Below are 23989 nucleotides of genomic sequence, written 5' to 3'. Positions count from 1 at the left end.
TCAGCAGGGAGGACACCATGCACGGCAGCCCGCACGTGGTCAGCGACGTGATGACCCAGACCGTCGTGGGCGTCGGACGCGACGCCCCGTTCAAGGAGATCGTCGATCTGATGCAGGAGTGGAAGGTCAGCGCGCTGCCCGTCCTGGAGGGCGAAGGGCGCGTCGTCGGCGTCGTCTCCGAAGCCGACCTGCTGCCGAAGGAGGAGTTCCGCGACAGCGACCCCGACCGGGAGACACAGCGACGCCGCCTGGCCGACCTCGCGAAGGCCGGGGCGATCTGCGCCGCCGAGCTGATGACCAGCCCCGCCGTGACCGTCCACGCCGACGCCACCCTCGCCCGGGCCGCCCGCACCATGGCACAGCTGCACGTCAAGCGGCTGCCCGTCGTCGACGCCGAAGGACGGCTCCAGGGCATCGTCTCTCGCTCGGACCTCCTGAAGGTCTTCCTGCGGCCGGACGAGGACATCGCCGAAGAGATCCGCCGCGAGGTCGTCGCCTACCTCTTCCCGACGCCGATCACACCGATACGCGTCACGGTGGCGAACGGCGTCGTCACCCTCACCGGGCGCATTCGCGACACCCGACTCGTCCCGGTGGCCGCACGGTTGGCGCGGGCCGTCGAAGGCGTCGTGGACGTGGAGTGCCACCTCGCGAGCCACGGAACACCGGAGGACGACACCACCTCGGAGGTCACCGGTTCGTGAAGTACCTCGACGAGTACCGCGACCCCGCGCTCGCCCGGCGGCTCCTCGCCGAGCTGCGGGCCACCGCCACCCGCCCCTGGCGGATCATGGAGGTCTGCGGCGGCCAGACCCACACCCTGGTCCGCCAGGGCATCGACGAACTGCTGCCGGCCGGGATCCGCATGATCCACGGTCCGGGCTGCCCCGTGTGCGTGACCCCGCTGGAGACGCTGGACCGCGCCATGGCGATCGCCGCGCGGCCCGGCGTGACCTTCACCAGCTTCGGCGACATGCTGCGCGTCCCCGGCTCGGACACCGACCTGCTCGCCCTGCGCGCACGCGGCGCCGACGTGCGCGTCGTCTACAGCCCCATGGACGCGGTGCGCATCGCGGAGGAACTCCCGGACCGCCAGGTCGTGTTCCTGGCCGTCGGGTTCGAGACCACCGCGCCGGCCAACGCGATGGCGGTGCTGCACGCCGCACGGCTCGGCCTGCCGAACTTCTCGCTGCTCGTCAGCCACGTCCTCGTCCCGCCCGCGATGACCGCGCTCCTCGACGACCCGGACTGCGAGGTCCAGGCGTTCCTCGCGGCCGGACACGTATGCGCGGTGATGGGCTGGACCGCGTACGAACCGATCGCCGCCCGCCACCACGTGCCCATCGTGGTCACGGGTTTCGAACCACTGGACCTCCTGGAGGGGATCCTGTTCGCGGTGCGTCAGCTGGAAGCCGGACGGCACGAGGTGGAGAACCAGTACGTGCGGGCCGTCGCCCGCAGTGGCAACACCACGGCACGCGATGCCGTACGCCGCGCCTTCCGCGTCACCGACCGCGCCTGGCGGGGCATCGGCCGGCTCCCCGACAGCGGTCTCGAACTCGCCCCGGAATACGTGGAGTTCGATGCGGCACACCGCTTCGACGTCGGCGGCCTGCACCCGTCCGAGGACCCCGAGTGCATCGCGGGCGCCATCCTCACCGGAGCGCGGCTGCCCACCGACTGCACCGCGTACGGCACCCGCTGCACACCCCGTCACCCGCTCGGCGCTCCGATGGTGTCCACCGAGGGCACCTGCGCGGCCTTCCACTCCGCCGGACGCACCCGGGTACCCGCAGAAGGTGAGGTCTCATGACCGTCGACTGCCCCCTGCCCCGTCACGAGGACGAGCGCGTTCTGCTCGGCCACGGCGCCGGCGGACGGCTCAGCGCCGAACTCCTCGACACCCTCGTCCTGCCCGCCCTCACAGGCGCCCCCGGCCCCCTCGAGGACGCCGCGCCCCTGCCGGGCCACCCCGACCTCGTGGTCAGCACGGACACCTTCGTGGTCAGTCCCCTGTTCTTCCCGGGAGGCGACATCGGCTCCCTCGCCGTGCACGGGACCGTCAACGACCTGGCGATGCGCGGCGCGCAGCCCCTGGCGCTGTCCGTCGCGCTCATCATCGAGGAGGGCCTGCCCCTCACCGAACTGCACGCCGTGCTCGGCTCGTTGGGCAAGGCGGCCCGCGACGCCGGGGTGCCTGTCGTCACCGGTGACACCAAGGTCGTCGGCCGCGGCGCCGCCGACAAGGTCTTCGTCAACACCACCGGCATCGGCCGCCGCGAGGGGCTCCTGCGTCCCTCCGCCGCGCTCGCCCGCCCCGGCGATCAGATCCTGTTGTCAGGGCCGGTCGGCCTGCACGGCATCACCGTGCTCTCCACCCGCGAGGGCCTCGGCTTCGAGAGCGACATCACCTCCGACAGCCGCCCCCTGCACCGCCTGGTCCGCACCCTCGCCCCGCTCGGCCGCCACGTGCACACGCTGCGCGACCCGACGCGCGGCGGTCTCGCCGCGTCTCTCAACGAGATCGCCCGTGACGCGGCTGTGGCCATCGAGATCGACGAGGGCGCCGTACCCGTACCGCAGTCCGTCGCGGCGGCGTGCGACCTGCTCGGCCTCGATCCGCTGACCGTCGCCAACGAGGGCTGCCTGATCGCCTTCGTCGCCCCCGCAGCCGCCGATGAGGCCCTCACCACCCTGCGCGCACGCCCCGAAGGTGTCGAGGCCGTACGCATCGGCGAGGTGTCGGCCGACGGACCGCCCGGCAGGGTGGTGCTCCGCACTCTGATGGGGGCACGCCGGATCCTCGACATGCCGTTGGGGGAACAACTCCCGCGCATCTGCTGACCGCGGTCACTCGAGCCACTGCCTCGACAACGTCACCGAGAACGCGGCGAAGCTCCAGATGCGGTCGTGCACCGGCCGACCGTCCTCCCGCCGCGCGCACTGAGCCGAGTGCGCGCGGGTCCACCGGGGCCGCGCAATGCCGGGCCGACTCCTGCCCTGCGCGCTCCTCACCCCGTCCTGCGCCCCCACTGGGGACCGATCCGCGCCCACTCGTCGCCCCACCGCTCCAGGCGACGCGACATCAGGCGCCGTCGCAGCACCCACCCGCCGGCCAGCACCACGGCCCCCGTGCCCCACCCCGACAGCCCTCCCAGCAGGACGGCTTCCTGCAGAGCCAGGGACACGCTGTCGGGCTCGGAGGTCAGGCGGCCTGCGCGGTCCGTCCACACCTTCGCCCCCTCGCCCTTGGTGAGCCCGGGTTCCACCAGCGCCGATCCCGTGCGGGCGGCGCCGCGTGCGGATGTCCACCGCACCGTCGCCCACACCCGCCCCCGGGCGACACCGGCCGCCGAGACCGGCGACTGACGAGGAGCGTCCTCGGCCAGGACGGCTGGGACCAGGTGCCGGTCCGCGCGTTGCTGCGCCAGATGCCGTTGCACCACGTCGGCGGTGGCGAGCCCGGACAGCGCGCCGCCCAGCAGTGCGAGGAACCAGACCGTGATGCCGATCCAGGCCTCCACCACGTCGGTGCGGCGCCGCAGTGGATTGCTCCGCCATCGCCACAGGAGCACCTTCGCCGGTTCCCTGCTTCCTGCACGTGCCACGGCCCGGCACCTCCTCGTCAGGGAGGACAACGGCGCTGGGCCGTCTCCCTGTCGAACGTGTCAGGCCCGCCGAGCGCCGAACAGGGGCCGACCAGGCAGCCCCAAGGCCCCCGCGGCCCAACTATCCGTCGTATAGGGGCCGTTCAGCCCTGGCCAGGCCCTCGCCCATGGGCAACGATCGGCAGCGGGAGCAACCGGCACAGCCAGACCGGGGCCATCCACGCGACCTTCTTGCAGAGGGCAGAGGACCGTCATGACCGACACCACACGGACGTTCACGGCCCAACGGCCGATCAAGGTCTTTCTCCTCGACGACCACGAGGTCGTACGCCGCGGCCTCGCCGACATGCTGGAGTCCGAACCCGACATCACCGTGATCGGCGAAGCGGCCACGGCCCAGCAGGCGCTGGCCCGCGGCCCCGCCCTGCGTCCCGACGTCGCGGTCCTGGACGTCCGCCTCCCGGACGGCGACGGCATGACGGTCTGTCGTGAACTGCGTTCGGCAATGCCGGAGTTGGCGTGTCTCATGCTCACGTCGTTCGACGACGAGGACGCCCTGCTCGACGCGATCATGGCCGGCGCATCCGGCTACGTACTCAAACAGATCAGGGGCACAGCCCTCCTCTCCGCCGTGCGGACCGTCGCCGCCGGGCAGTCCATGCTCGACCCGACCACCACGGCCCGCCTGATGAACAGCCTGCGCGCACCGACCGACGACGACGCCACCGCGTCACCGCTCCTGCGGTCCCTGTCGGAGCGCGAGAACAGCATCCTGAAGCTGATCGGCGAGGGGTTCACCAATCGCGAGATCGGCAAACGCCTCTATCTGTCGGAGAAGACCGTCAAGAACCACATCTCCCGCATCTTCGCCAAGCTCGGCGTGCACCGGCGCGTCCAGGCCGCCGTGATCGCCGCCCACCTCGACCCGCCCGCTCAGCCATGACCATGAGGGTGCGGGCGACCTCGACATGCCCGGTCGGCCCCTCGCGCGGGGCCAACGGCCCCTTCGCCCAGTGGGGTTGACGGGCGCAGGCTTGACCCGTTCCGCATTCCACGGGATGCCCGGCGAAACCGGCGCAGGTGGCCCCTCGGCCGTCCGCCCGGTCCACGAGGAGGCGATCCCCATGCTCTCGACATCCATGAACGCGGCGACGCTGGAGAAACTGCTCTCGGCCGCCATCGCCGCACCGTCGATGCACAACACGCAGCCCTGGCGCTTCCGCTTCGCCCCCGCGTCCATGACCGTGGAGATACACGCGGCACCCGAACAGAGCCTGCCCCAGGAGGACCCGCACGGACGCGCCCTGCACCTCGCGGCGGGCTCCGCCCTGTTCAACCTGCGTGTCGCGGTGGACCACTTCGGCTGGACCCCGGTGCCACGACTGCTGCCCGAACCCGGAAATCCCGGAGTTCTCGCGGCGGTGCGCATCACCCGGAACGGCGGGCACGGCACCCTTCACGACGAAGGCCTGTACGACGCGATCTGGCGTCGGCACAGCAGCCGGTTCCCGTTCTCCGAACGCCACGCTCCACGCTCCGTGCTCCGTGAACTCGCCGAAGCCGCCCACACCGAGGGCGCCACGCTCACCCTGCCGGATCAGAGCGAGATCAGCCGTCTCCTGCGCCTCACGACGGAGGCGGAGCGCCGCAACCATCGCGACCCGCGGCGCGGGGCCGAGAGCCGTCGTGCCGTGCGGCCGGCCGATGAGGACCACGGCAGTGCGGACACCGGCATCCCGCCCTCCGCGTACGGCCCGCAGGACGGCTTCGAGTTCCTGCCCATGCGCGACTTCAGCGCAGAACACCACCTCGAACGGCTTCCCTCGCAGCCCTTCGAACGCACCCCCACCATCGGGGTTCTGCGCTCCAGCCACGACCGGCGGATCGACTGGCTGCGCAGCGGCCAGGCCCTCCAGCACGTCCTCCTCGTCGCGACCGCGCGGGGGCTGAGCACGTCCCTGCTGCACCAGGCCATGGAGTGGCCCGATCTGCGGGCACGGCTCCATGCGGCAGGCGCGCCGCTGGACCACGTGCAGATGCTCGTACGACTCGGCTACGGCCCCGAGGGGCCCTCCACACCGCGGCGCACGGCACGCCAACTGCTGGACTCCGACGGGGAACCCGGTTCGCCGACCCGCCCGGCGTGACGACCGTCAGGACCGGCTTCCGCGTCGCAGCGGCACCCGCCAGCTCAGTCGCGTACCTCCCGCGGCAGGCCGCTCCGCCGAGAAGACCCCGCCGAGCTGCCGGGCGCGTTCCTCCATGTTCGCCAGCCCACTGTGCCGCGCCCCGGCGGGAATCCCCCGGCCGTCATCGATCACCGTCAGGCTCAACTCCCCTTGTTCGGCCACCACATGCACCTCCACACCTGTTGCCCGCGCATGCCGTACGACGTTGCTCAGCGCCTCGCCCAGCACGGCGATCGCGTGATCCGCCGCCTCTTGAGGCACCTCGGTGTCCACCAGCCCTTCCACGCGCAGGGCCGGCGAGAATCCGAGGGCCGCGCCCGCCTCCTCCACCGCCTTGGCCACCCGCATACGCAGCCCGGAACCACCGATCGTGTGGTCACGAGAGCGCAACCCGAAGATCGCCGACCGAATGATCTTGATGGTGTCGTCGAGTTCGTCCACCGCGTGCCCCAGCCGCTCGGCCACCCTCGGCTCCTTGGCCAGCCGCTCGGCGCTCTGCAACGCCATGCCCGTCGCGAACAGCCGCTGGATCGCCAGGTCATGGAGATCGCGAGCAATACGGTCCCTGTCCTCCAGCAGCGCGACCTGCTCGGCATCCCGGCGCCGGTCCACCAGTTCCATGGCCAGCGCCGCTTGGCCGGCGAAGCCCAGCAGCGGTTCGGCCTCCGTCGCCAGGAACTCCGACCGCCCGGCCCGCCTGGCGAACAGCAGTACGCCGCGGACCGCCCCTTGCGCTCCCATCGGGACCGCGACCGCAGGACCGAGCCCGACCCACTTCCGGGGTGAACCGCCGCCTCGTGGATCGTGTGCGATGTCGTCGCTGAACACCGGAGCGCCCTCAGTAACGGCTGCCCCCACGAGTCCCTCCTGACCGGACAGATCCAGACCCTCGTGAGCCTCGGCGTCCTGCCCCACGGCGCAGGCCACGCGCAGCCGGTCTCCGTCCACCGCCGAAACCGCCACCACGCCCAGATCCGCTGACACGATCTGCCGAGCACGTTCGACAATCAGCCTCAACACCTCACCCCGAGGCACCCCGAGCAGCAGTCGGTTCGTCACTTCACCGCTGGCCGCCAGCCACTCCTCGCGCCTGCGGGCCTGCTCGTACAAGCGGGCGTTCTCGATGCCGACGCCTGCCGCCACCGCGAGTGTGGACAGCACGGACTCGTCTTCCGCGTCGAACTCCTTCGCACCGCGCTTCTCGGTGAGGTACAGCACTCCGAAGACCTCGTCGCGCACGCGGATGGGGACGCCGAGGAACGAGTGCATCGGCGGATGGTGCGCGGGAAAGCCGTAGGACGCCGGGTGATCGGAGATCTCCGCCAGACGCAGTGGCTCCGGATGGCGTATCAACTCCCCGAGCACCCCGCGTCCGATGGGGAACTCGCCTATCCGGTCCTGCAGTTCGTCGTCGATCCCGACCGTGATGAACGCTGACAGCGTCTGCACCCCGCCGATCACGCCCAGCGCACCGTACTCGGCGTCGACCAAGGTCACGGCCGCCTGGACGATCCGGCGCAACACCTGCGGCAGTTCAAGCCCCCGGCCGACCGCGAGGACAGCTTCGAGCAGCGTGTGCACCCGGTCGCGCGTACCACGCATGTGGGCGATACGCCCCTGGAGTTCCTCCAGGAGCTCGTCCATCCGCAGCCCGGGCACCGCCCCGCCTTCCGGCGTGCTGTCCCTCCCCACAGCCCCTCCGTTCAGCGCTCGTCCGCCCGCTCCCCCTCCCTACCCCTGCTTCGCCACCATAGAGCGATCCCCGTCCTACGTCCTGTGCCCGGAACGGCTGACGCCCGGGGGCGGGCCCTGACAGCACTGGGCAAGGCACCGAGCCGGGGATAACGTAGGCAGTGCTGCCCCGGTCCCTGGCCGTACCGCATTCACCGCGACGTCGCACCGGAGCATGGCGGACGCCTTTCACCGGAACCGCGAGGCACTTCCCGCGCACCGCGTCCGTAGTCCTTGCGGGCCCTGGCGGCGCCCATGTACGTACTTCTTCCTCCCGGCCACTGCCTCCTGCCGCAACTGCGGCGCCGGACTCTGCCCTGATCACATCAAGGTCACCGCCCAGGAGATCCACCGACACGAAGGCATGGGCCTGTCCACCCTCAAGCAATCGGCCCGCCGCCTCACCTGCTTCACCTGCCACGACGCGGAGCACCAGCTCTGACCGGCGTTCGTACTCCTGCCAGTGCCGTCACGCACGACTTCGTGAGCGTCGAGCAGGACGAACCGGCACCGGAGCGGAGGATCCAGAACCGGTCGGCGTGCTGCCCCTCGTCGAACAGGCGAGCCCGCGCCGGAAAGGTCACTTCGCACGCGAGATCCTCCAACTGGTCACGGTGCTCCGCCCCGAGGCCGCTGAGGAGCTTGCTCACGGCAGACACGGACCGGCCACCTCAGGTAGGGGCTCTCGCCGAACGGTGCTGTCTGCCACGTGAGGCTCCGCCACGTCATCCTGCTTCGTGCCCCTGTCGTCGGACCTGTACCTCCGCAGCAGCCGCGTGCGCGATCTTCGTGGCCCAGGCCGCGATGCGGGCGAAATCCCTGAAGTCCCCGCCGCGCCCGGACTGAACGATCATCCGCGCCATACGGCCTCGCGCCCCGGCTTCAAGCCGGCCGCCGAAGGTCACGTGCTCCCTGGCGTCCAGACGCACCAACGCCCGCCGTGCGCCCCGCACCGGCAGGATCTCCCGCTCGCCGGCCGATGCGTCGAGCGGCCCGCTGCTGAACAACCACACCGTCCGCTTCGACAGCGCGGCGCCGTGCCGGTGCACGAACCGGACCGCGTCACTGTGCCAACGGCCCCTGTACAGTGCTCCGCCCAGCACCACCACGTCGTACGGACTCACGCCCCTGACCTCGGACGCAGCGCGCACCTCGGCTTCCATCCCGTGAGCGCGCAGGGCATCACCGATGGCTTCCGCTATCTCCTGAGTCGAACCGTTCTTCGTCCCGTACGCAACGAGCGCTCGCGGTGCCATGGCGGCCCCTCATCCCCGGAGTTCGTGGATCCAGTCGTCCTCGGCGTCCTCACGTTCCTCTTCCACCTCGTCCTCCCCTGCACCACCCCTGCAAGTGCGGTGGCCTCTCCACTCTCTGGCCCCGGCCCGACTTCTACTCCGGGCCGAAGGGCCGCTCGGGGGGCCAACCGGCCCCAAAAGAGGAGCGGCCGACGTCCGGAGCCGCGGACGGCTATGTGATCAGCACGTTCCGGCGACCCGAGCCTCGTCCCGGAGCCGCGGGAATGGCACCATGCACCCTCCAGCACTCAGCGTCGGACCTCCGAGGAAGCAGGCGCATGCAGATGCTCGACGACGAATCGGTCTCGCACCGACACCATCCCGTCGTGGCCGCGCACCGGTCCCGGCGGGCGAGCGATGCTCAGCTCCGCATCGCTGATGCGATCACCAAGTTCGCCGGCTCGATGAACTTCGTCTACCTCCACGCCATTGGCTTCCTGCTCTGGATGCTGTTCGTGGAGTCCGCCCCGTGGCCCACACTGACCCTGGTCGTGTCGCTGGAGGCGATCTTCCTGTCGACCTTCGTCATGATCGGCCAAAACCGGCAGGCGGAGTTCCAACAGGCAAAAGCCGACCACGACTTCATCGAACAGGAACTGGAACTCAAGACGAACACGGAGCTGACCCGGGCGATCCACGCGATGACGACAGAACTCCACCGTCGGCTGGTGGAGGACTCCGGTCAGACGTGACGCACCGGACACCTCTTCGCCCAGGGCTTGGTCCGCCTTGCCGCGCCCGTTGGCTTCGCATGGGGCGCCTCGGTTCAGGAGACCGGATGGACCTGCGGCGGGGGCCACGTGACGAAGGACGCCTCGCGGGCTTCGCGAGCCTGGGCGAGTTCGGCGGTGGACGCCGATGTTGACGGTGTTGAGGAAGTAGGTGCCGAGAGCGGCGGGCGGCGGCCGCAGCCGTGGGGTCTCGGCCGCAGGGTCACTGACCATGCCCCCACGCGAGGGAGGTGCCCCCTTCGCCGCACCGGGCGCAGACCCAAGTACATCCGGTACGAGGGTCGGCCCCCGACACTCCCCCAGCCTTCGGCCGGGGGGACCCCCAGAGCACGCACCAGACGCCGCCCGGCCCGCCCTCCGGGCGGACGAAGCCACTTTCGGCACAGGCCCTAGCAGGCGCAGCCCGCAGGCGCAGCCACCTCCGCGCTCTCGTCCTGTCCGGCGCAGCAGCCGTCGCCCTCCGGGGCGGTGCCCTTGCCCAGCCGGTCGGCGTCGGCCTTGACCACGTAGACCTCCCACGGCTCCTTGCCGGGGCCGTGGACCCACACCTTGTCCTGGAGGGCGTAGCAGCAGGACGTGTCGTTCTCCTCGAACGTTGCGAGACCCGCGTCCCTCAGCCGGGTCGTGGCGGCGGACACCTCGTCGGTGGAGTCGACCTCGACGCCGAGGTGGTCCAGGCGCGTGTCCTGCCCCGGCTCTCCCTCGATGAGGACGAGCTTGAGCGGAGGGGTGTCGATCGCGAAGTTCGCGTAGCCCGGGCGGCGCTTGGCGGGTTCGACGCCGAACAGCTTGGAGTAGAAGGTGACCGACGCCTCGAGGTCGGCGACGTTGAGCGCGAGCTGGGCACGGGACATGGTGGTCTCCCCGATCGACTTGTATTGACGTCTGTCGATGCAACCTTGCGCCTTGGATCGAAGGATGTCAATATAGAAGCATGTCGAAACAAGAGCTTGTGGTGCTCGGCCAGGACGGTGCCGAAGGATGCTGCCCCGCGCTGCTGACCACCCCGCTGGACGAGGACCGGGCCGCCGATCTGGCGAAGGTGTTCAAGGCCCTGGGCGACCCCGTGCGGCTTCGACTTCTGTCGATGATCGCGTCCCGCGCCGGCGGGGAGGTGTGCGTCTGTGACCTGACTCCGGCCTTCGACCTGTCGCAGCCGACCATCTCCCACCACCTCAAGCTGCTGAAGCAGGCTGGGCTCATCGACTCGGAGCGGCGCGGAACCTGGGTGTACTACCGGCTGCTGCCGCAGATGACCGACCGCCTGGCCGCGGTCCTCACCCGGCCCGACGGACAGCCGCTCGCCCAGACCGCGCCCGCCGGAAACGCCTCGTGAACGCTTCAGCCACCGCGGCGCCCGCGCACCCGGTGGCCCGACGGCTGTCCTTCCTGGACCGCTTCCTCGCCGTGTGGATCCTGCTCGCGATGGCGGCCGGCCTGGGTCTGGGCCGTCTCGTGCCCGGCCTGGGAAACGCGCTCGCGAAGGTCACCGTCACCGGCGTCTCGCTGCCGATCGCGCTCGGACTGCTCGTGATGATGTACCCGGTCCTGGCGAAGGTCCGCTACGACCGTCTGGACACCGTCACCCGCGACCGCCGCCTCCTCGTCCCGTCCCTGGTCCTGAACTGGATCGTCGGCCCGGCCCTGATGTTCGCCCTCGCCTGGCTCTTCCTGCCGGACCTGCCCGAGTTCCGCACCGGCCTGATCATCGTCGGGCTTGCCCGCTGCATCGCCATGGTGATCATCTGGAACGACCTCGCCTGCGGCGATCGCGAAGCCGCCGCCGTTCTCGTCGCTCTCAACTCCGCCTTCCAAGTGGTCGCGTTCGCCGCGCTGGGCTGGTTCTACCTGACCGTGCTGCCGGGCTGGCTCGGCCTGGAACAGACCGCACTCGACGTGTCGGTGTGGGAGATCGCCCGCTCCGTCCTGCTCTTCCTCGGCATCCCGCTGCTCGCCGGGTTCCTCACCCGCCGCCTGGGCGAGCGGGCCAAGGGACGCACCTGGTACGAGACCACGCTGATCCCACGGATCGGCCCGTTCGCCCTGTACGGGCTGCTGTTCACCGTCGTCGTCCTGTTCGCCCTCCAAGGCGAGGCCATCACCTCGAAGCCGCTGGACGTCGTACGGATCGCGCTGCCGCTGCTGGTGTACTTCGCCGTGATGTGGACCGGGTCCATGGCCGTCGGCCGTGCGGTCGGACTCGACCACCCGAAGGCGACGACGCTGGCGTTCACGGCGGCGGGCAACAACTTCGAACTCGCCATCGCCGTTGCCATCGCCACCTTCGGCGCCGCCTCCGGACAGGCCCTCGCGGGAGTCGTAGGTCCGCTCATCGAGGTGCCGGTCCTGATCGGCCTGGTCCACGTCGCCCTGGCCTCCCGCCGCTGCTTCCCTCCCTCCGCCCCTGCCGCCGGACGGGCCGTCTCCCCGGAAGGATCCGCCCGTGTCTGAATCCAAGCCGTCCGTCCTGTTCGTGTGCGTCCACAACGCGGGCCGTTCGCAGATGGCCGCCGCCTTCCTCACTCACCTCTCCGAGGGCGGCGTCGAGGTGCGGTCCGCGGGGTCCGCGCCCGCCGATGCCGTGAACCCGGCCGCCGTTCAGGTCATGGCGGAGGTGGGCATCGACATGTCCGCCGAGACGCCGAAGGTGCTGACCGTGGAAGCGGTGCGGGCGTCCGACGTGGTGATCACCATGGGCTGCGGCGACACCTGCCCCGTCTTTCCCGGCAAGCGGTACCTCGACTGGAAGCTCGACGACCCCGCGGGGCAGGGCGCCGAGGCCGTCCGCCCGATCCGGGACGAGATCGAGCGGCGCATCCGCGAACTGCTCACCGAACTCCGGCCCCGCTGACCCTTCCCGTGGCGGTCCCCGATCGCGGCCTGCCGCAACGCGACGCCCTCAGCCCGTCCACGCCCAGTCGGCGACCTCGGGCAGGTCGGTGCCGTGCTCGCGGATCCACGCCTGGTGGCGGGTGCGGGTGTCCGCCATGGTCTGGCGGACGGCCGCGGCGCGTACGGCAAGGCCGGGGACGCGGTCGATGACGTCCATGACGAGGCGGTAGCGGTCGAGGTCGTTGCGGACGACCATGTCGAACGGTGTGGTGGTGGTGCCGGATTCCTTGTAGCCGCGTACGTGGAGATGGGCGTGGCCGGTGCGCCGGTAGGCCAGGCGGTGGATGAGCCACGGGTAGCCGTGGTAGGCGAAGATCACCGGTTTGTCCGGGGTAAACAGGGCGTCGTACTCGAAGTCCGCCATGCCGTGCGGGTGTTCCTCGCGGGGCACGAGACGGGCGATGTCGACGACGTTCACGACGCGGACCGCGAGATCCGGCAGGTGGCGGCGGAGCAGCTGGGACGCGGCCAGGACTTCCAGGGTCGGCACGTCGCCCGCGCACGCCAGCACCACGTCCGGCTCCCGGCTGCCGTCGTCCGTGCCCGCCCAGGGCCAGATGCCCGCGCCCCGCGCGCAGTGCGCCCGTGCCTGCTCCAGCGAGAGCCAGTCGAAGCAGGGCTGTTTGCCGGCGACGACGACATTGACGTAGTCCCGGCTGTGCAGGACGTGTTCGGCGACACAGAGGAGGGTGTTGGCGTCCGGCGGCAGGTAGACGCGGACGACGTCGGGGCTCTTGTTCATCACGTGGTCGACGAAGCCGGGGTCCTGGTGCGAGAACCCGTTGTGGTCCTGGCGCCACACGTGGGACGTGAGGAGGTAGTTGAGGGAGGCGATGGGCGCCCGCCACGCCAACTCGCGTGATGTCTTGAGCCACTTGATGTGCTGGTTGACCATCGAGTCGACGATGTGGACGAACGCCTCGTAGCAGGAGAACAGCCCGTGGCGGCCGGTGAGGAGGTACCCCTCCAGCCAGCCCTGACAGAGGTGTTCGGAGAGGATCTCCATCACCCGGCCGTCGCGGGCGAGGTGCTCGTCGGTGTCACGGACGCCTGCCTGCCAGGCCTTTCCGGTGACGTCGATGACGGCCTGGAGGCGGTTGGAGGCCGTCTCGTCGGGTCCGACCAGGCGGAAGTCGCGACGGTCGGCGGTGTCGGCCATGACCTGGGCGACCAACTCGCCGAGGACGCGGGTGGGTTCGTGCAGGCTCGTGCCGGGTTTGTCGACGGGGACGGCGAACCGCTCCAGGGGCGCGAGCGGCAGATCGCGGGCGAGGAGGCCACCGTTGGCGTGCGGGTTGGCGCCCAGGCGGTGCGTGCCGTCGGGGACGCAGGCGAGGACGTGCGGGAGCGGCCGGCCCTCCGCGTCGAAGAGATCCTCGGGACGGTAGGAGCGCAGCCACGTCTCCAACTGCCGCAGGTGCTCGGGGTTTTCGCGCACGGCGGCGAGCGGGACCTGGTGGGAGCGCCAGGTGTCCTCGACCGGCAGGCCGTCGACCTCGCGCGGGCCCGTCCAGCCCTTGGGGGTGCGCAGCACGATCATGGGCCAGCGCGGGCGTTCGGTGGCGCCCTCGGTGCGGGCGGCCCGCTGGAGGTGGGCGATGCGGTCGAGGGCCCGGTCCATCGCGGCGGCCATCGCGTGGTGCACCTGGCCGGGTTCGTGTCCGGACACGTGGATCGGCTCGTGGCCGTAGCCGCGCAGCAGGTCGTCGAGCTCGTCCTCGGGGATGCGGGCCAGGACCGTCGGGTTGGCGATCTTGTAGCCGTTGAGGTGGAGGATCGGCAGGACCGCGCCGTCGTGCACCGGGTCGAGGAACTTGGTGGAGTGCCAGGAGGCGGCCAGCGGTCCGGTCTCCGCCTCGCCGTCGCCGATGACGCAGGCGACGAGGAGGTCCGGGTTGTCGAGGGCGGCTCCGTAGGCGTGGGCGAGGGAGTAGCCCAGCTCGCCGCCCTCGTGGATCGAGCCGGGTGTCTCCGGGGCGACGTGGCTGGGCACGCCGCCGGGGAAGGAGAACTGGCGGAACAGGCGCTCCATGCCGGCCGCGTCCCGGCCGACGTCCGGATACGTCTCGCCGTAGGACCCGTCCAGCCAGGAGTTGGCAAGGACCGCCGGCCCGCCGTGCCCGGGTCCCCAGATGCACAGGGCCTCCAGGTCGCGGGCCTTGATCACCCGGTTGAGGTGGGTGTGGACCAGGTTCAGTCCGGGCGAGGTGCCCCAGTGGCCGAGCAGGCGCGGCTTGATGTGCTCGGGTCGCAGGGGCTGGGCGAGCAGCGGGTTCCCCATGAGGTAGATCTGGCCGACCGCGAGGTAGTTCGCGGCCCGCCAGTGCGCGTCGAGCGCCTCGTGTTCGCCGGCGTCGAGCGCGCCGTGTTCGTCGACGTCGAGCGCCGTGTTGTCCGGATGATTGGCCCTGGTCATGGGATTCTCCGTAACGTCGCTGTAGGCATGGGGCGTTGGGCTAGGGGATACGGGGTGGGGCCGTGAACAAGGCGCTGTACGAGCGGGAGTTGTACCGGTTGCAGACCGAACTGGTGAAGCTCCAGGAGTGGGTGCGTGCCGAGGCGGCCCGCCTGGTCGTCGTCTTCGAGGGACGCGACGCAGCGGGCAAGGGCGGCACGATCAAGCGGGTCGCCGAGCATCTCAATCCCCGGGTGGCACGGATCGTCGCGCTGCCCGCGCCCACGGAGCGCGAGCGCACGCAGTGGTACTTCCAGCGGTACGTGGAACGGCTTCCCGCGGCAGGCGAAATAGTCCTCTTCGACCGCAGTTGGTACAACCGGGCGGGCGTGGAGCACGTGATGGGATTCTGTACGCCTGCCGAGCACCGACGCTTCCTCCATCAGTGCCCCCTGTTCGAGCGACTCCTCGTCGAGGACGGCGTCCTGTTGCGCAAGTACTGGTTCTCGGTGAGTGACGCGGTGCAGGAGCAGCGGTTCCGGCGCCGTCTCGAAGACCCCACACGGCGTTGGAAGTTGTCGGCGCTGGACGTCGAGTCGATCACGCGCTGGGAGGCGTACTCGCGGGCGAAGGACGAGATGCTCGTGCACACCGACATCGCGGAGGCGCCCTGGTACCTCGTCGAGAGCGACGACAAGCGCAGCGCCCGCCTCAACATGATCGCGCACCTGCTGTCGACGGTGCCCTACCGGGAGGTCGCACCGCCCGCGATCGATCTGCCACGGCGGCCGCCGGCCACGGGTTACCGGCGGCCGCCGCGCGACCTTCAGACGTACGTCCCCGATCACGCGGCGGGCCTCGTCTGACGTACGTGCCGTTGCCCACGCCGGGCGTCCCGACCCGCTCCGTGGCCTAGAGCACGCCCCTGTCCCGCAGCAACGGCAGCAGATGGCGTTCGACGGCGGGGGCGAGTCGCAGGCCCGGGTCACGTCCGTCGGTCCAGCGCAGGGCGGACAGTTCGGCCGCGGGTACCGGCTCGCCGGTCAACGTCGTGGAGAAGACGGTCAGGTGCATCGGGACGCCTTCCAGGGCTGCCGTCTCCTCCACCACCGCGAGCGGTTCGAGGGTGCCCGGTACGACGCCCAACTCCTCGTGCAACTCCCGTACGAGGGTCTCCTCCGGCTCCTCTCCCGGCTCGGGCTTGCCGCCCGGAACGTAGAAGACGTCCGGCGCCGCCCGCTTGCTGACGACGAGCAGCTTCCCGTCCTCGACCACGGCGGCGGCGACGACCTTCATGACGGTGTGATCCGCGTGATCCGCGTGATCCGTGTGATCGGTGTGATCGGTGTGATTCATGTGCTCCATCCCCGCATTGTGCAGGCCAACCCGCCCGGATCCCGGACCCCCTGGCACCGCTCGACCCACGCCCCGTAGGGTGGCCCGTGCAGCTGGTTCGCCCCGTCCGCCAGGCGGGATGCGTCGCAAGAGGGAACCCGGTGGGAATCCGGGACTGCCCCGCAGCGGTGAGTGGGAACGACCGCCGTCATACGCACTGGGCCCCGAGGAACGGGACCTGGGAAGCGACGGCCAGTAGGTGTTCCGTCTGTGCACGGGACGCGCCCACGAGTCCGAAGACCTGCCAACTGCCCGTGTACGCACCACGCGTACGCGGAGATTCCGGTGACCTCGAGGGCGGGTCGGCGTACCTACCGAGCGGACCACCGCGCCTTGCCGCGCGAGGTCGTGCCGCCGGTCCGTCACTCCTTCTCGACCGCGTCGGTCCCGGGATCCCAGGGATACGTCTCTCGAAGGAGAACTCCGTGACCACCAGCACCGCAGCCGCAACAGCACGGGCCACCGTGCACGGCTACCCGCGCCAGGGACCGAACCGCGAGCTCAAGAAGGCGATCGAGGGCTACTGGAAGGGCCGCGTCACCGCCGACGCCCTCCGTGCCACCGCGGCCGGGCTGCGCCGCACGAACTGGCGGGAACTCGCGGGCGCGGGCATCGGCGAAGTCCCCACCGGCGACTTCTCGTACTACGACCACGTCCTCGACACCACCGTCATGGTCGGCGCGATCCCCGAGCGCCACCGCGCCGCCGTCGACGCGGACGCCCTCGACGGGTTCTTCGCCATGGCCCGCGGCACGCAGGACGTCGCACCGCTGGAGATGACCAAGTGGTTCGACACCAACTACCACTACCTGGTGCCTGAGTTGGGCCCGGACACGGTCTTCGCCGCCGACTCCACCAAACAGGTCGCGGAGCTCGAGGAGGCCCTCGCCCTGGGGCTCGCCGCCCGCCCGGTGCTCGTCGGACCGGTCACGTACCTGCTCCTGGCCAAGCCCGCGCCCGGCGTCGCGGCGGACTTCGACCCGCTCACGCTCCTCGACCGGCTGCTGCCCGTGTACGCCGAGGTCCTCGCCGACCTGCGCGCCGCCGGCGCCGCGTGGGTGCAGCTCGACGAGCCCGCCCTCGTCCAGGACCGCACCCCGGCCGAACTGGGCGCGGCGGCCCGCACGTACCGCGACCTCGGCGCCCTCACCGACCGTCCGAGGCTGCTCGTCGCCTCCTACTTCGACCAGCTCGGTGACGCGCTGCCCGTCCTCGCGAAGGCGCCGGTCGACGGCCTCGCCCTCGACTTCACCGACGCCGCGGCCGCCAACCTCGACGCGCTCGCCGCGGTCGGCGGCCTGCCCGGCAAGCGGCTGGTCGCCGGTGTCGTCAACGGCCGCAACATCTGGATCAACGACCTGGCGAAGTCCCTCAGCACACTCGGCACCCTGCTGGGCCTGGCCGACCGCGTCGACGTGGCCGCCTCCTGCTCGCTGCTCCACGTCCCGCTCGACGCCGCGGCGGAGCGCGACATCGAGCCGCAGATCCGGCGCTGGCTCGCCTTCGCCCGGCAGAAGACCACCGAGGTCGCCATCCTCGCCAAGGGGCTGGCCCAGGGCACGGACGCCATCACCGCGGAACTCGCGGCCAACAGGGCCGATCTCGCCTCGCGCACCGCATCGCCGATCACCCGCGACCCGGCCGTCCGGGCGCGCGCCGCGGCCGTCACCGACTCCGACAGCCGCCGCTCGCAGCCCTACGCCGAGCGGGCCGCGGCCCAGCGCGCCCTCCTCGGCCTGCCGCTGCTGCCGACCACCACCATCGGATCCTTCCCGCAGACCACCGAACTGCGCACCGCCCGCGCCGACTTGCGCGCCGGGCGGATCGACACCGCGGGCTACGAGGAACGCATCAGGAACGAGATCCGCGACGTCATCTCGTTCCAGGAGAAGACGGGCCTGGACGTCCTCGTGCACGGCGAACCCGAACGCAACGACATGGTCCAGTACTTCGCCGAGCAGCTCACCGGCTACCTCGCCACGCAGCACGGCTGGGTCCAGTCGTACGGCACCCGCTACGTCCGCCCGCCGGTCCTGGCCGGTGACATCGCGCGCCCCGGGCCGATGACGGTGCGCTGGACGACGTACGCGCAGTCGCTCTCCGACCGGCCCGTCAAGGGCATGCTGACCGGGCCCGTCACCATGCTCGCCTGGTCCTTCGTCCGCGACGACCAGCCGCTCGGCGACACCGCCCGCCAGGTCGCCCTCGCCCTGCGCGACGAGGTCAACGACCTGGAGGCGAACGGGACTTCGGTCATCCAGGTCGACGAGCCCGCCCTGCGCGAGACGCTGCCGCTGCGCGCCGCGGGCCACGCCGCGTACCTCGCCTGGGCCACCGAGGCGTTCCGCCTGTCCACGGCGGGGGTCCGCCCGGACACCCAGATCCACACCCACATGTGCTACGCCGAGTTCGGCGACATCGTCCGGGCCATCGACGACCTCGACGCCGACGTCATCAGCCTCGAAGCGGCGCGCTCGCACATGCAGGTCGCGCGCGAGCTGGCCGAGCACGGCTACCCGCGCGAGGCGGGCCCCGGCGTGTACGACATCCACTCCCCCCGCATCCCGAGCCCCGAGGAGGCATCCGCCTTGCTGCGTACGGGACTTGAGGCCATTCCCGCCGAGCGGCTGTGGGTCAACCCGGACTGCGGTCTGAAGACCCGCGGCTGGCCCGAGACCCGGGCCTCCCTGGAGAACCTCGTCGCGGCCGCACGCACGGTCCGCGAGGAGCTGGGGACCACGACGTCCTGATCCATCCGGGTCAGCCGCTCGTCATGTCCTTGTACCCGCGCAGCAGTTCGGCGACGGCGCAGCGCGGGCAGTCGTCGTCCCGACGGTCGTCCGACCGTGGCTGCCCCGGCTGCGGTGTGCCGGCGGCACGGCAGGCCTCGGCAGCGCACTCCTCGACGAGTTCCTCCAGGCCTCGCACCAGGCGCTCGGTGCGCTTCGCCTGGTGGGCCAGGACCCGGACGCGGGCGCTCTGACCGCCGATCTGCCGTCGGCTCGCGATCAGTTGGGCGTACTCGTCGATGGTCAGGGCGACGGCTTCGTGGCCGCCGAGCATGATGTGGCGCGGTTGGGGTGGTCTGCCCATGCGGCTCCTCGGTTCGTCGCCCCATCGGTGGTGCCGGAGAAACGCGAGAGGGCCCTCGGATCGTTCCGCGGGCCCTCCTGTGTGCGATGGTTCAGGTCACCGCCCGGCGGGCACCGGCGCCCGTCCGGGCACGGCCGTCGCGGGCTTCGGGTTCAGCAGTCGTTCGGCCAACTCGCCGAAGAGCAGGCCGAATCCGCCCCACATCGCGATCTGCATCGCGAGCGCGGAGAGCCGGAAGCGCCACAGCAGCGCGGCCGGGAAGTGCTCCGGCACCTCGTTGACGACGGGCAGGAACGCGAACGCCAGACCGATGGCGACGGCGAAGCCGAGGACGGCCACGACGGTGGCGTACCAGGTGCCCAAGCGCGGCGCGAGGCGCTTTCCGGCGATCGTCGAGACGACCGCGAGGAGAACGCTGAGCACCATCATCAGGAAGTACAGGGTGGTCCGCTTGCCGATGGTGTCGGGGTTGCCGACGGCCGGCGGGTTCGCGGGGTACTTCAGGAACGGGACGACGTAGACCGCGAGCAGTGCGCAGCCGGACAGCAGCAGCGCCGTGGCGCGCGGGCCGAAGCGGCCCACCCGCCCGAGCGCGAAGCAGTAGGCGAGCGCTGCGATGCCGCCGAAGGCGACCCCGTAGACGAGGACGCCGGTGGCGAGACCGGCGGTGGACTGGAGGCTGCGGGAGACGAGTTCGACCTCGTCGCCGTGGGAGTGCCCGGCGTGGGCCTCCTCGAAGGCGATCGCCTTGTCGACGTTCGGCTCACCGAGCCAGTAGGAGATGACCAGGGCGAGCACGCCGGCCGCGAGACCGGCGAGCATGCCCCGAACGAGCAGATTGCGTACGGTGGTTGAGTTCATGAGCCGTTCGGCGTCCCTTACGTCAGTGGCAGGGGAAACCGAGCAGGTGGCGGGCGTCGTGCACCCACTCGTGAACCTCCGCGCCGCTGAACACGGACGTGGCGCCCTGCTCGGCGCCGACGAAGTACAGCAGGACCAGCATCAGTACGCCGAAGAAGACGGCCCAGGGGGCGATCGCCTTCAACGGCAACTTGGCCGGCAGAGCAGGGGTGGTGGCGGTCGGCTGGGCGACATGCTGCGCCATGGCAGGGCCTCCTCGGGAGTTCGCGTCCCATCTCGGTGGTGCACAAAGGACGACAGTCACGGGTCTGACTCACGAAGCGGCCCTCGGACCCTCCGCACACAGTGGCGCGACCGTGCCGGACTTTCACCGGCTTCCGTCGTACCGTCGTCGATAACGGAGCGACGTTACCGCGTGACGCGGGCATGGCCAAGACCGCGATTCCGCGGAGGCGTTCCTTCCTCCTTCTCCGCGGCGACGGCGGAGGCCGACAGGAGGGTGCCTGCCGTGAGGCTGCCCCACAGGGCGGCCGGGCCGTAGGGGGCGAGCGTCGTGATGACCGCCGGGGAGACGGCGAGGCCGAAGCCCGTGGAGAGCTGGAAGCGGGCGAGGGCGCGGCCCAGGACACGGGCCGGGGTCAGTGCGGTGACGAGGGCGGTGGCGCTTCCGGCGTAGACGATCTCGCCGAGCGTGCAGACGACGGAGACGGCGGCGACGGCCGGGACGGCCAAGGCGCCGCCCAGTGAGGCGGCGGCGAGGAAGCCGAGGTAGGAGGCGGCAAGAAGCACGCCGGAGAAGGCCAGCACGCTCCGCCGGGAGAAGCGGGACATGAGGACGGTGACCGGGACCTGCAGGGTGACGACCAGCACCGTGTTGGCCACGAAGACGACCCCGGGCCACACCGAGGACGCGTGGAGCTGCGTCACCAGGACCAGCGGGAGCGCGATCTCGGGGACGTTGAGGCAGAAGACGTAGATCACGTTGGCGGCGAGCAGCGCGCGCATCCGGGGTGCGGGCTCCTCGTCGCCGCCCTTGGCCGCGGCCCGGGCCGGCTGTGCGTGGACGTGCACCGACCACGCCAGGGCGGCCGCGGCGAGGTAGGAGACCGCGGTGACAACTGCCAGCGCCCGCAGGGCAGTTGTGCCGCCCGCCATGCATGCGGTGGCCAGGAGTGCTCCGACGCCCAGGGCGGCGTTGCGCAGGGCGCGGCCCGCCGCGAGAGCGGTGTCGCGTTCTCGGCCATGGGCGACGGTGGCCACGAGCGCGGCGTGGGCGGCCGGCCAGGCCTGGTTGCCGATGCCGAGGAAGAGTGCTGCCGCCGCGAAGAGCCCGACGTGCCCCGCGGGGGCGGCCATCAGCAGCGCCACGCCCAGGACCCGGATCAGCATGGACGCCGCCACGACGGTGCTGCGGGCGCCGCGGTCGAGCCAGCGGCCCACCGCGGGCATGCACAGCAGCCCCGCGACGATGCCGGCCGTCATCGCGGTGCCGGTGACCGGCCCGGACAGCTTCAGCACGGCCACGCCGTAGAGCAGCAGGAAGGGGCGCAGCAGGCCGGTGCCCAGGGCGTCCACGGCCAGCGCGACGGCATAACGGGGGCCTCCTGAGGCGCGGACGAGGGCGCGGGGCCGGATTGCGGTGAGGGTTGCCATGACTCAGACAGTGCGTTCGACCGCCGGGGCCGGGCCCGTCGGTTGACGTACTTCGTCAACTGACGCCGTCGCCCGGCGGGTTGGGCGGAATGATGGGGGGATGACGTTGAGGATCGACATCAGCGAAGTGCCGTCCGAGCCGGTGCGGTTCGCCGCCTCCCCGCTGGCCGAGTTGACCGCGATGCTGCACGCGCTGGCCGAGCCCGGTCACCATCCGCAGTTCGCCGGCTGGGCCGCGGACGTCTGGACCGGACTGCCGGACGAGTTGGCGGAGCGGCTCAAGGAGGCGGAGTTCCTCTGGCGTTCCTCACAGGCCGACTTCCTGATCCCCGCGCGGCCCCGGCCGACCCTCGCGGAGGAGTTGGACGACGTCGACCGGATCGACGACGAGACGTACGTGACCGCCGCGCTCGTCACCACGTGCGGGAGCAGCCGCGTCCACTTCCGCGGCGCTTCGCCGCTCACCGACGCGACCGCGCGCGAGCGGGCCCTGGACGTGGCCCAGGCGCGTGGCGCACGGCAGGAGGCGTTCGCGGAACGGCTGCTCGCGGACCCGGTCGCGGTGCGGGCGCGGGTGCGCCGCACCCTCGAAGAGTGCGCCGGGGCGTTCTTCGACGCCGCCTGGGCGGGTGTCGCGGTGCAGCTCGCCACCGATCTGCGCCTGAAGAACGAGCTGCTCAGGCGGCAGGGCGTCGGGGCGGCGCTCGCCTCGGTCTCCGGCGCGGTCACCCTGGCACCGGACGGCGACCGCATCGTCGTGGACAAGGTGCAGGACAAGTCGACCGCCGCCCGCGGCTCCGGGGTCACCTTCATCCCCAGCGTGTACGGCCGCCCGCACCTGGTGGCGGTGCACGCGCCTGGCTGGCATCCGGTGGTGCAGTACCCCGTGTCCGAGCCGAGTCCGGCGGAGCCGGTCTCCCTGGAGACGGTCTCCCTCCGGCTCGAGGCGCTCTCGCACCCGGTACGGCTGCGGCTGCTGCGCACCCTGGCCCGCGGCCCGCACACCAACGCGGAGCTGGCCAACTTCTGGGAGCTCTCGCCCCCCGAGGTGTCCCGCCACATCGCGGTCCTGCGCCGCGCGGGCCTGCTCACGGCACGGCGGCACGGCCGCTACGTGCGGTACACCCTCAATCTGCCCGACCTGACGGCGCTGGGTTCCGACCTGCTGGCGGCGGTGCTGCGCTGAGCGACACCCGCGCGCGTCCGCCACGCGGACCCCGGGAGCGCTACGGGCCCACATCATTCTCCCTCAACCGCCTTACCTCGCAGGGGCGTTGGTGTGTCAAGATGCCGTCCCAGCCAGAAGTCCATGATCTCGGCCCCCTCCCCGGCAGGAGTCCCATGAAGCTCGCTCCGCACCTGCACCGACTCGGCAACGACAAGGTGTCCTGCTACCTGATCGACACCCCCGAGGGCATCACCCTCGTCGACGCCGGTCTGCCCGGCCACTGGCACGATCTGCAGGCCGAGTTGCGCGTGCTCGGCAAGTCCGCCGACGACATCCGCGGGCTCGTGCTCACCCACGGCGACTCCGACCACCTGGGCTTCGCCGAACGCCTGCGGCGCGAGCACCAGGTGCCGGTGTACGTGCATGCGGCCGACGCCGTCCGCGCCCGCACGGGCGAGAAGCCCAAGATCCCGACCGGTCCCATGCGACTCGGTGCGACGCTCGGCTTCTTCGGCTACTCCCTGCGCAAGAACGGCCTGCGCACCCAGTACGTCGGCGAAGTGACCGAGATCGCCGACGGCGACGTGCTGGAGCTGCCCGGCAGCCCGGTGATCGTGGGGATGCCGGGCCACTCGCCGGGCAGTGTCGCCGTCCACGTACCGATCGCCGACGCGGTCTGCGTCGGCGACGCCCTGACGACCCGGCACGTGCTCACCGGGCGCACGGGCCCGCAACCCGCACCGTTCACCGACGACCCGGCCGAGGCGCTCGCCTCGCTCGAGCGCCTCGCGGGTCTCGAGGCGTCCTGGGTCCTCCCCGGCCACGGCAGCCCCTGGCAGGCAACTCCGGCGCAGACGTGCGAGGCGGTCCGGCGGGCTGCCGGCTAGGGCGTGTCTTCAAACTCCCTCCCCCAGCCTTCGGCCGGGGGGACCCCCACGCCCGGAGGGCGGCCTTGCGGCGTCTGGTGCGTGCTCTGGG

24 protein-coding genes and 2 riboswitches are annotated in these 23989 nt (G+C 71.3%); of the genes, 14 read left to right on the top strand and 10 right to left on the bottom strand.

Annotated features, from left to right (window positions below):
• Positions 1–17: 17 nt before the first annotated feature.
• From ACIBUY_RS25425 to hypE, 3 genes are read left to right on the top strand one after another with little or no spacing between them, the layout of a single operon-like run.
• Positions 18–704: a CBS domain-containing protein gene (locus ACIBUY_RS25425; protein ID WP_365578555.1), complete on the top strand. Its 687-nt coding sequence runs from the start codon at positions 18–20 to the stop codon at positions 702–704.
• Entirely contained in the window at positions 701–1813 is a 1113-nt protein-coding gene (hypD, locus tag ACIBUY_RS25420; RefSeq protein ID WP_365578557.1) for a hydrogenase formation protein HypD, read from the top strand. The genes ACIBUY_RS25425 and hypD overlap by 4 nt, the downstream gene beginning before the upstream one ends.
• A complete protein-coding gene (gene hypE / locus ACIBUY_RS25415) occupies positions 1810–2844 on the top strand; it encodes a hydrogenase expression/formation protein HypE (RefSeq protein ID WP_365578559.1) in 1035 nt (344 codons plus the stop codon). The genes hypD and hypE overlap by 4 nt, the downstream gene beginning before the upstream one ends.
• A 167-nt stretch (positions 2845–3011) precedes the next feature.
• Here hypE and ACIBUY_RS25410 read toward each other — a convergent pair whose 3' ends face one another.
• Complete coding sequence (locus tag ACIBUY_RS25410; RefSeq protein WP_399153811.1) at positions 3012–3608, bottom strand: hypothetical protein; 597 nt, start codon at positions 3606–3608, stop codon at positions 3012–3014.
• 253 nt (positions 3609–3861) lie between these two features.
• On the opposite strand from ACIBUY_RS25410, the gene ACIBUY_RS25405 reads away from it, so the two are divergent.
• Together ACIBUY_RS25405 and ACIBUY_RS25400 are read left to right on the top strand one after the other, a co-directional pair.
• Positions 3862–4551, top strand: coding sequence for a response regulator transcription factor (locus ACIBUY_RS25405; RefSeq protein ID WP_365578563.1), 690 nt, complete (start codon positions 3862–3864; stop codon positions 4549–4551).
• Positions 4552–4732: 181 nt separating this feature from the next.
• Positions 4733–5755 carry an Acg family FMN-binding oxidoreductase gene (locus ACIBUY_RS25400; RefSeq protein WP_365578565.1) on the top strand — a complete coding sequence of 341 codons (1023 nt, stop codon included), beginning with the start codon at positions 4733–4735 and terminating at the stop codon, positions 5753–5755.
• A 6-nt stretch (positions 5756–5761) separates the two neighbouring features.
• On the opposite strand, the gene ACIBUY_RS25395 is transcribed toward ACIBUY_RS25400, so the two are convergent.
• Positions 5762–7441 carry a GAF domain-containing protein gene (locus ACIBUY_RS25395; protein ID WP_399153810.1) on the bottom strand — a complete coding sequence of 560 codons (1680 nt, stop codon included), beginning with the start codon at positions 7439–7441 and terminating at the stop codon, positions 5762–5764.
• A 262-nt stretch (positions 7442–7703) separates the two neighbouring features.
• Between ACIBUY_RS25395 and ACIBUY_RS25390 the strand changes: the two genes are divergently transcribed.
• Positions 7704–7970, top strand: coding sequence for a DUF2180 family protein (locus ACIBUY_RS25390; RefSeq protein WP_399153809.1), 267 nt, complete (start codon positions 7704–7706; stop codon positions 7968–7970).
• A 283-nt stretch (positions 7971–8253) separates the two neighbouring features.
• On the opposite strand, the gene ACIBUY_RS25385 is transcribed toward ACIBUY_RS25390, so the two are convergent.
• Positions 8254–8784 (bottom strand): flavodoxin domain-containing protein, encoded by a 531-nt coding sequence (locus ACIBUY_RS25385; RefSeq protein WP_399153808.1) that lies wholly within the window; start codon positions 8782–8784, stop codon positions 8254–8256.
• Positions 8785–9101: 317 nt separating this feature from the next.
• Between ACIBUY_RS25385 and ACIBUY_RS25380 the strand changes: the two genes are divergently transcribed.
• Positions 9102–9515, top strand: coding sequence for a DUF1003 domain-containing protein (locus tag ACIBUY_RS25380; protein WP_365578571.1), 414 nt, complete (start codon positions 9102–9104; stop codon positions 9513–9515).
• 428 nt (positions 9516–9943) lie between these two features.
• Here ACIBUY_RS25380 and ACIBUY_RS25375 read toward each other — a convergent pair whose 3' ends face one another.
• The gene (locus tag ACIBUY_RS25375) at positions 9944–10408 is read right to left on the bottom strand and encodes an ArsI/CadI family heavy metal resistance metalloenzyme (protein WP_365578573.1); all 465 of its coding nucleotides are present in this window, start codon (positions 10406–10408) and stop codon (positions 9944–9946) included.
• Positions 10409–10488: 80 nt separating this feature from the next.
• On the opposite strand from ACIBUY_RS25375, the gene ACIBUY_RS25370 reads away from it, so the two are divergent.
• From ACIBUY_RS25370 to ACIBUY_RS25360, 3 genes are read left to right on the top strand one after another with little or no spacing between them, the layout of a single operon-like run.
• Complete coding sequence (locus ACIBUY_RS25370; protein ID WP_399153807.1) at positions 10489–10890, top strand: ArsR/SmtB family transcription factor; 402 nt, start codon at positions 10489–10491, stop codon at positions 10888–10890.
• Positions 10887–12005: an ACR3 family arsenite efflux transporter gene (gene arsB, locus ACIBUY_RS25365; RefSeq protein WP_399153806.1), complete on the top strand. Its 1119-nt coding sequence runs from the start codon at positions 10887–10889 to the stop codon at positions 12003–12005. The genes ACIBUY_RS25370 and arsB overlap by 4 nt, the downstream gene beginning before the upstream one ends.
• Entirely contained in the window at positions 11998–12405 is a 408-nt protein-coding gene (locus ACIBUY_RS25360; RefSeq protein WP_365578579.1) for an arsenate reductase ArsC, read from the top strand. The genes arsB and ACIBUY_RS25360 overlap by 8 nt, the downstream gene beginning before the upstream one ends.
• Positions 12406–12453: 48 nt before the next feature.
• Here ACIBUY_RS25360 and ACIBUY_RS25355 read toward each other — a convergent pair whose 3' ends face one another.
• Positions 12454–14862, bottom strand: a complete 2409-nt coding sequence (locus ACIBUY_RS25355) for a phosphoketolase family protein (protein ID WP_365578581.1) — start codon at positions 14860–14862, stop codon at positions 12454–12456.
• 62 nt (positions 14863–14924) lie between these two features.
• On the opposite strand from ACIBUY_RS25355, the gene ppk2 reads away from it, so the two are divergent.
• Positions 14925–15707, top strand: a complete 783-nt coding sequence (gene ppk2 / locus ACIBUY_RS25350) for a polyphosphate kinase 2 (protein ID WP_365578583.1) — start codon at positions 14925–14927, stop codon at positions 15705–15707.
• Between the two features lie 46 nt (positions 15708–15753).
• On the opposite strand, the gene ACIBUY_RS25345 is transcribed toward ppk2, so the two are convergent.
• On the bottom strand, positions 15754–16206 hold the full coding sequence (locus ACIBUY_RS25345; protein ID WP_399153805.1) for an NUDIX domain-containing protein: 453 nt from the start codon (positions 16204–16206) through the stop codon (positions 15754–15756).
• A 67-nt stretch (positions 16207–16273) separates the two neighbouring features.
• Positions 16274–16500, top strand: a riboswitch (cobalamin riboswitch).
• A 161-nt stretch (positions 16501–16661) separates the two neighbouring features.
• Between ACIBUY_RS25345 and metE the strand changes: the two genes are divergently transcribed.
• Positions 16662–18986: a 5-methyltetrahydropteroyltriglutamate--homocysteine S-methyltransferase gene (metE, locus tag ACIBUY_RS25340; RefSeq protein ID WP_399153804.1), complete on the top strand. Its 2325-nt coding sequence runs from the start codon at positions 16662–16664 to the stop codon at positions 18984–18986.
• 10 nt (positions 18987–18996) lie between these two features.
• On the opposite strand, the gene ACIBUY_RS25335 is transcribed toward metE, so the two are convergent.
• The 4 genes from ACIBUY_RS25335 to ACIBUY_RS25320 form a co-directional block, all read right to left on the bottom strand.
• Entirely contained in the window at positions 18997–19329 is a 333-nt protein-coding gene (locus ACIBUY_RS25335) for a hypothetical protein (protein ID WP_365578589.1), read from the bottom strand.
• Positions 19330–19425: 96 nt separating this feature from the next.
• The gene (locus ACIBUY_RS25330) at positions 19426–20190 is read right to left on the bottom strand and encodes a CbtA family protein (protein WP_399153803.1); all 765 of its coding nucleotides are present in this window, start codon (positions 20188–20190) and stop codon (positions 19426–19428) included.
• Between the two features lie 22 nt (positions 20191–20212).
• Complete coding sequence (locus ACIBUY_RS25325) at positions 20213–20434, bottom strand: CbtB-domain containing protein (protein ID WP_365578593.1); 222 nt, start codon at positions 20432–20434, stop codon at positions 20213–20215.
• Positions 20435–20471: 37 nt separating this feature from the next.
• A riboswitch (cobalamin riboswitch) is annotated at positions 20472–20607 on the bottom strand.
• Positions 20599–21843, bottom strand: coding sequence for an MFS transporter (locus tag ACIBUY_RS25320; protein ID WP_365578595.1), 1245 nt, complete (start codon positions 21841–21843; stop codon positions 20599–20601). (Overlaps the previous riboswitch by 9 nt.)
• Positions 21844–21943: 100 nt before the next feature.
• On the opposite strand from ACIBUY_RS25320, the gene ACIBUY_RS25315 reads away from it, so the two are divergent.
• Positions 21944–23029 carry a helix-turn-helix domain-containing protein gene (locus tag ACIBUY_RS25315; RefSeq protein WP_365578597.1) on the top strand — a complete coding sequence of 362 codons (1086 nt, stop codon included), beginning with the start codon at positions 21944–21946 and terminating at the stop codon, positions 23027–23029.
• Positions 23030–23184: 155 nt separating this feature from the next.
• Entirely contained in the window at positions 23185–23898 is a 714-nt protein-coding gene (locus ACIBUY_RS25310) for an MBL fold metallo-hydrolase (RefSeq protein ID WP_365578599.1), read from the top strand.
• Positions 23899–23989 lie beyond the last annotated feature (91 nt).

This window comes from Streptomyces sp. NPDC050085, from assembly GCF_044460595.1.
Classification (GTDB): domain Bacteria; phylum Actinomycetota; class Actinomycetes; order Streptomycetales; family Streptomycetaceae; genus Streptomyces.
This window is presented reverse-complemented; position numbering and strand designations above follow the sequence as displayed.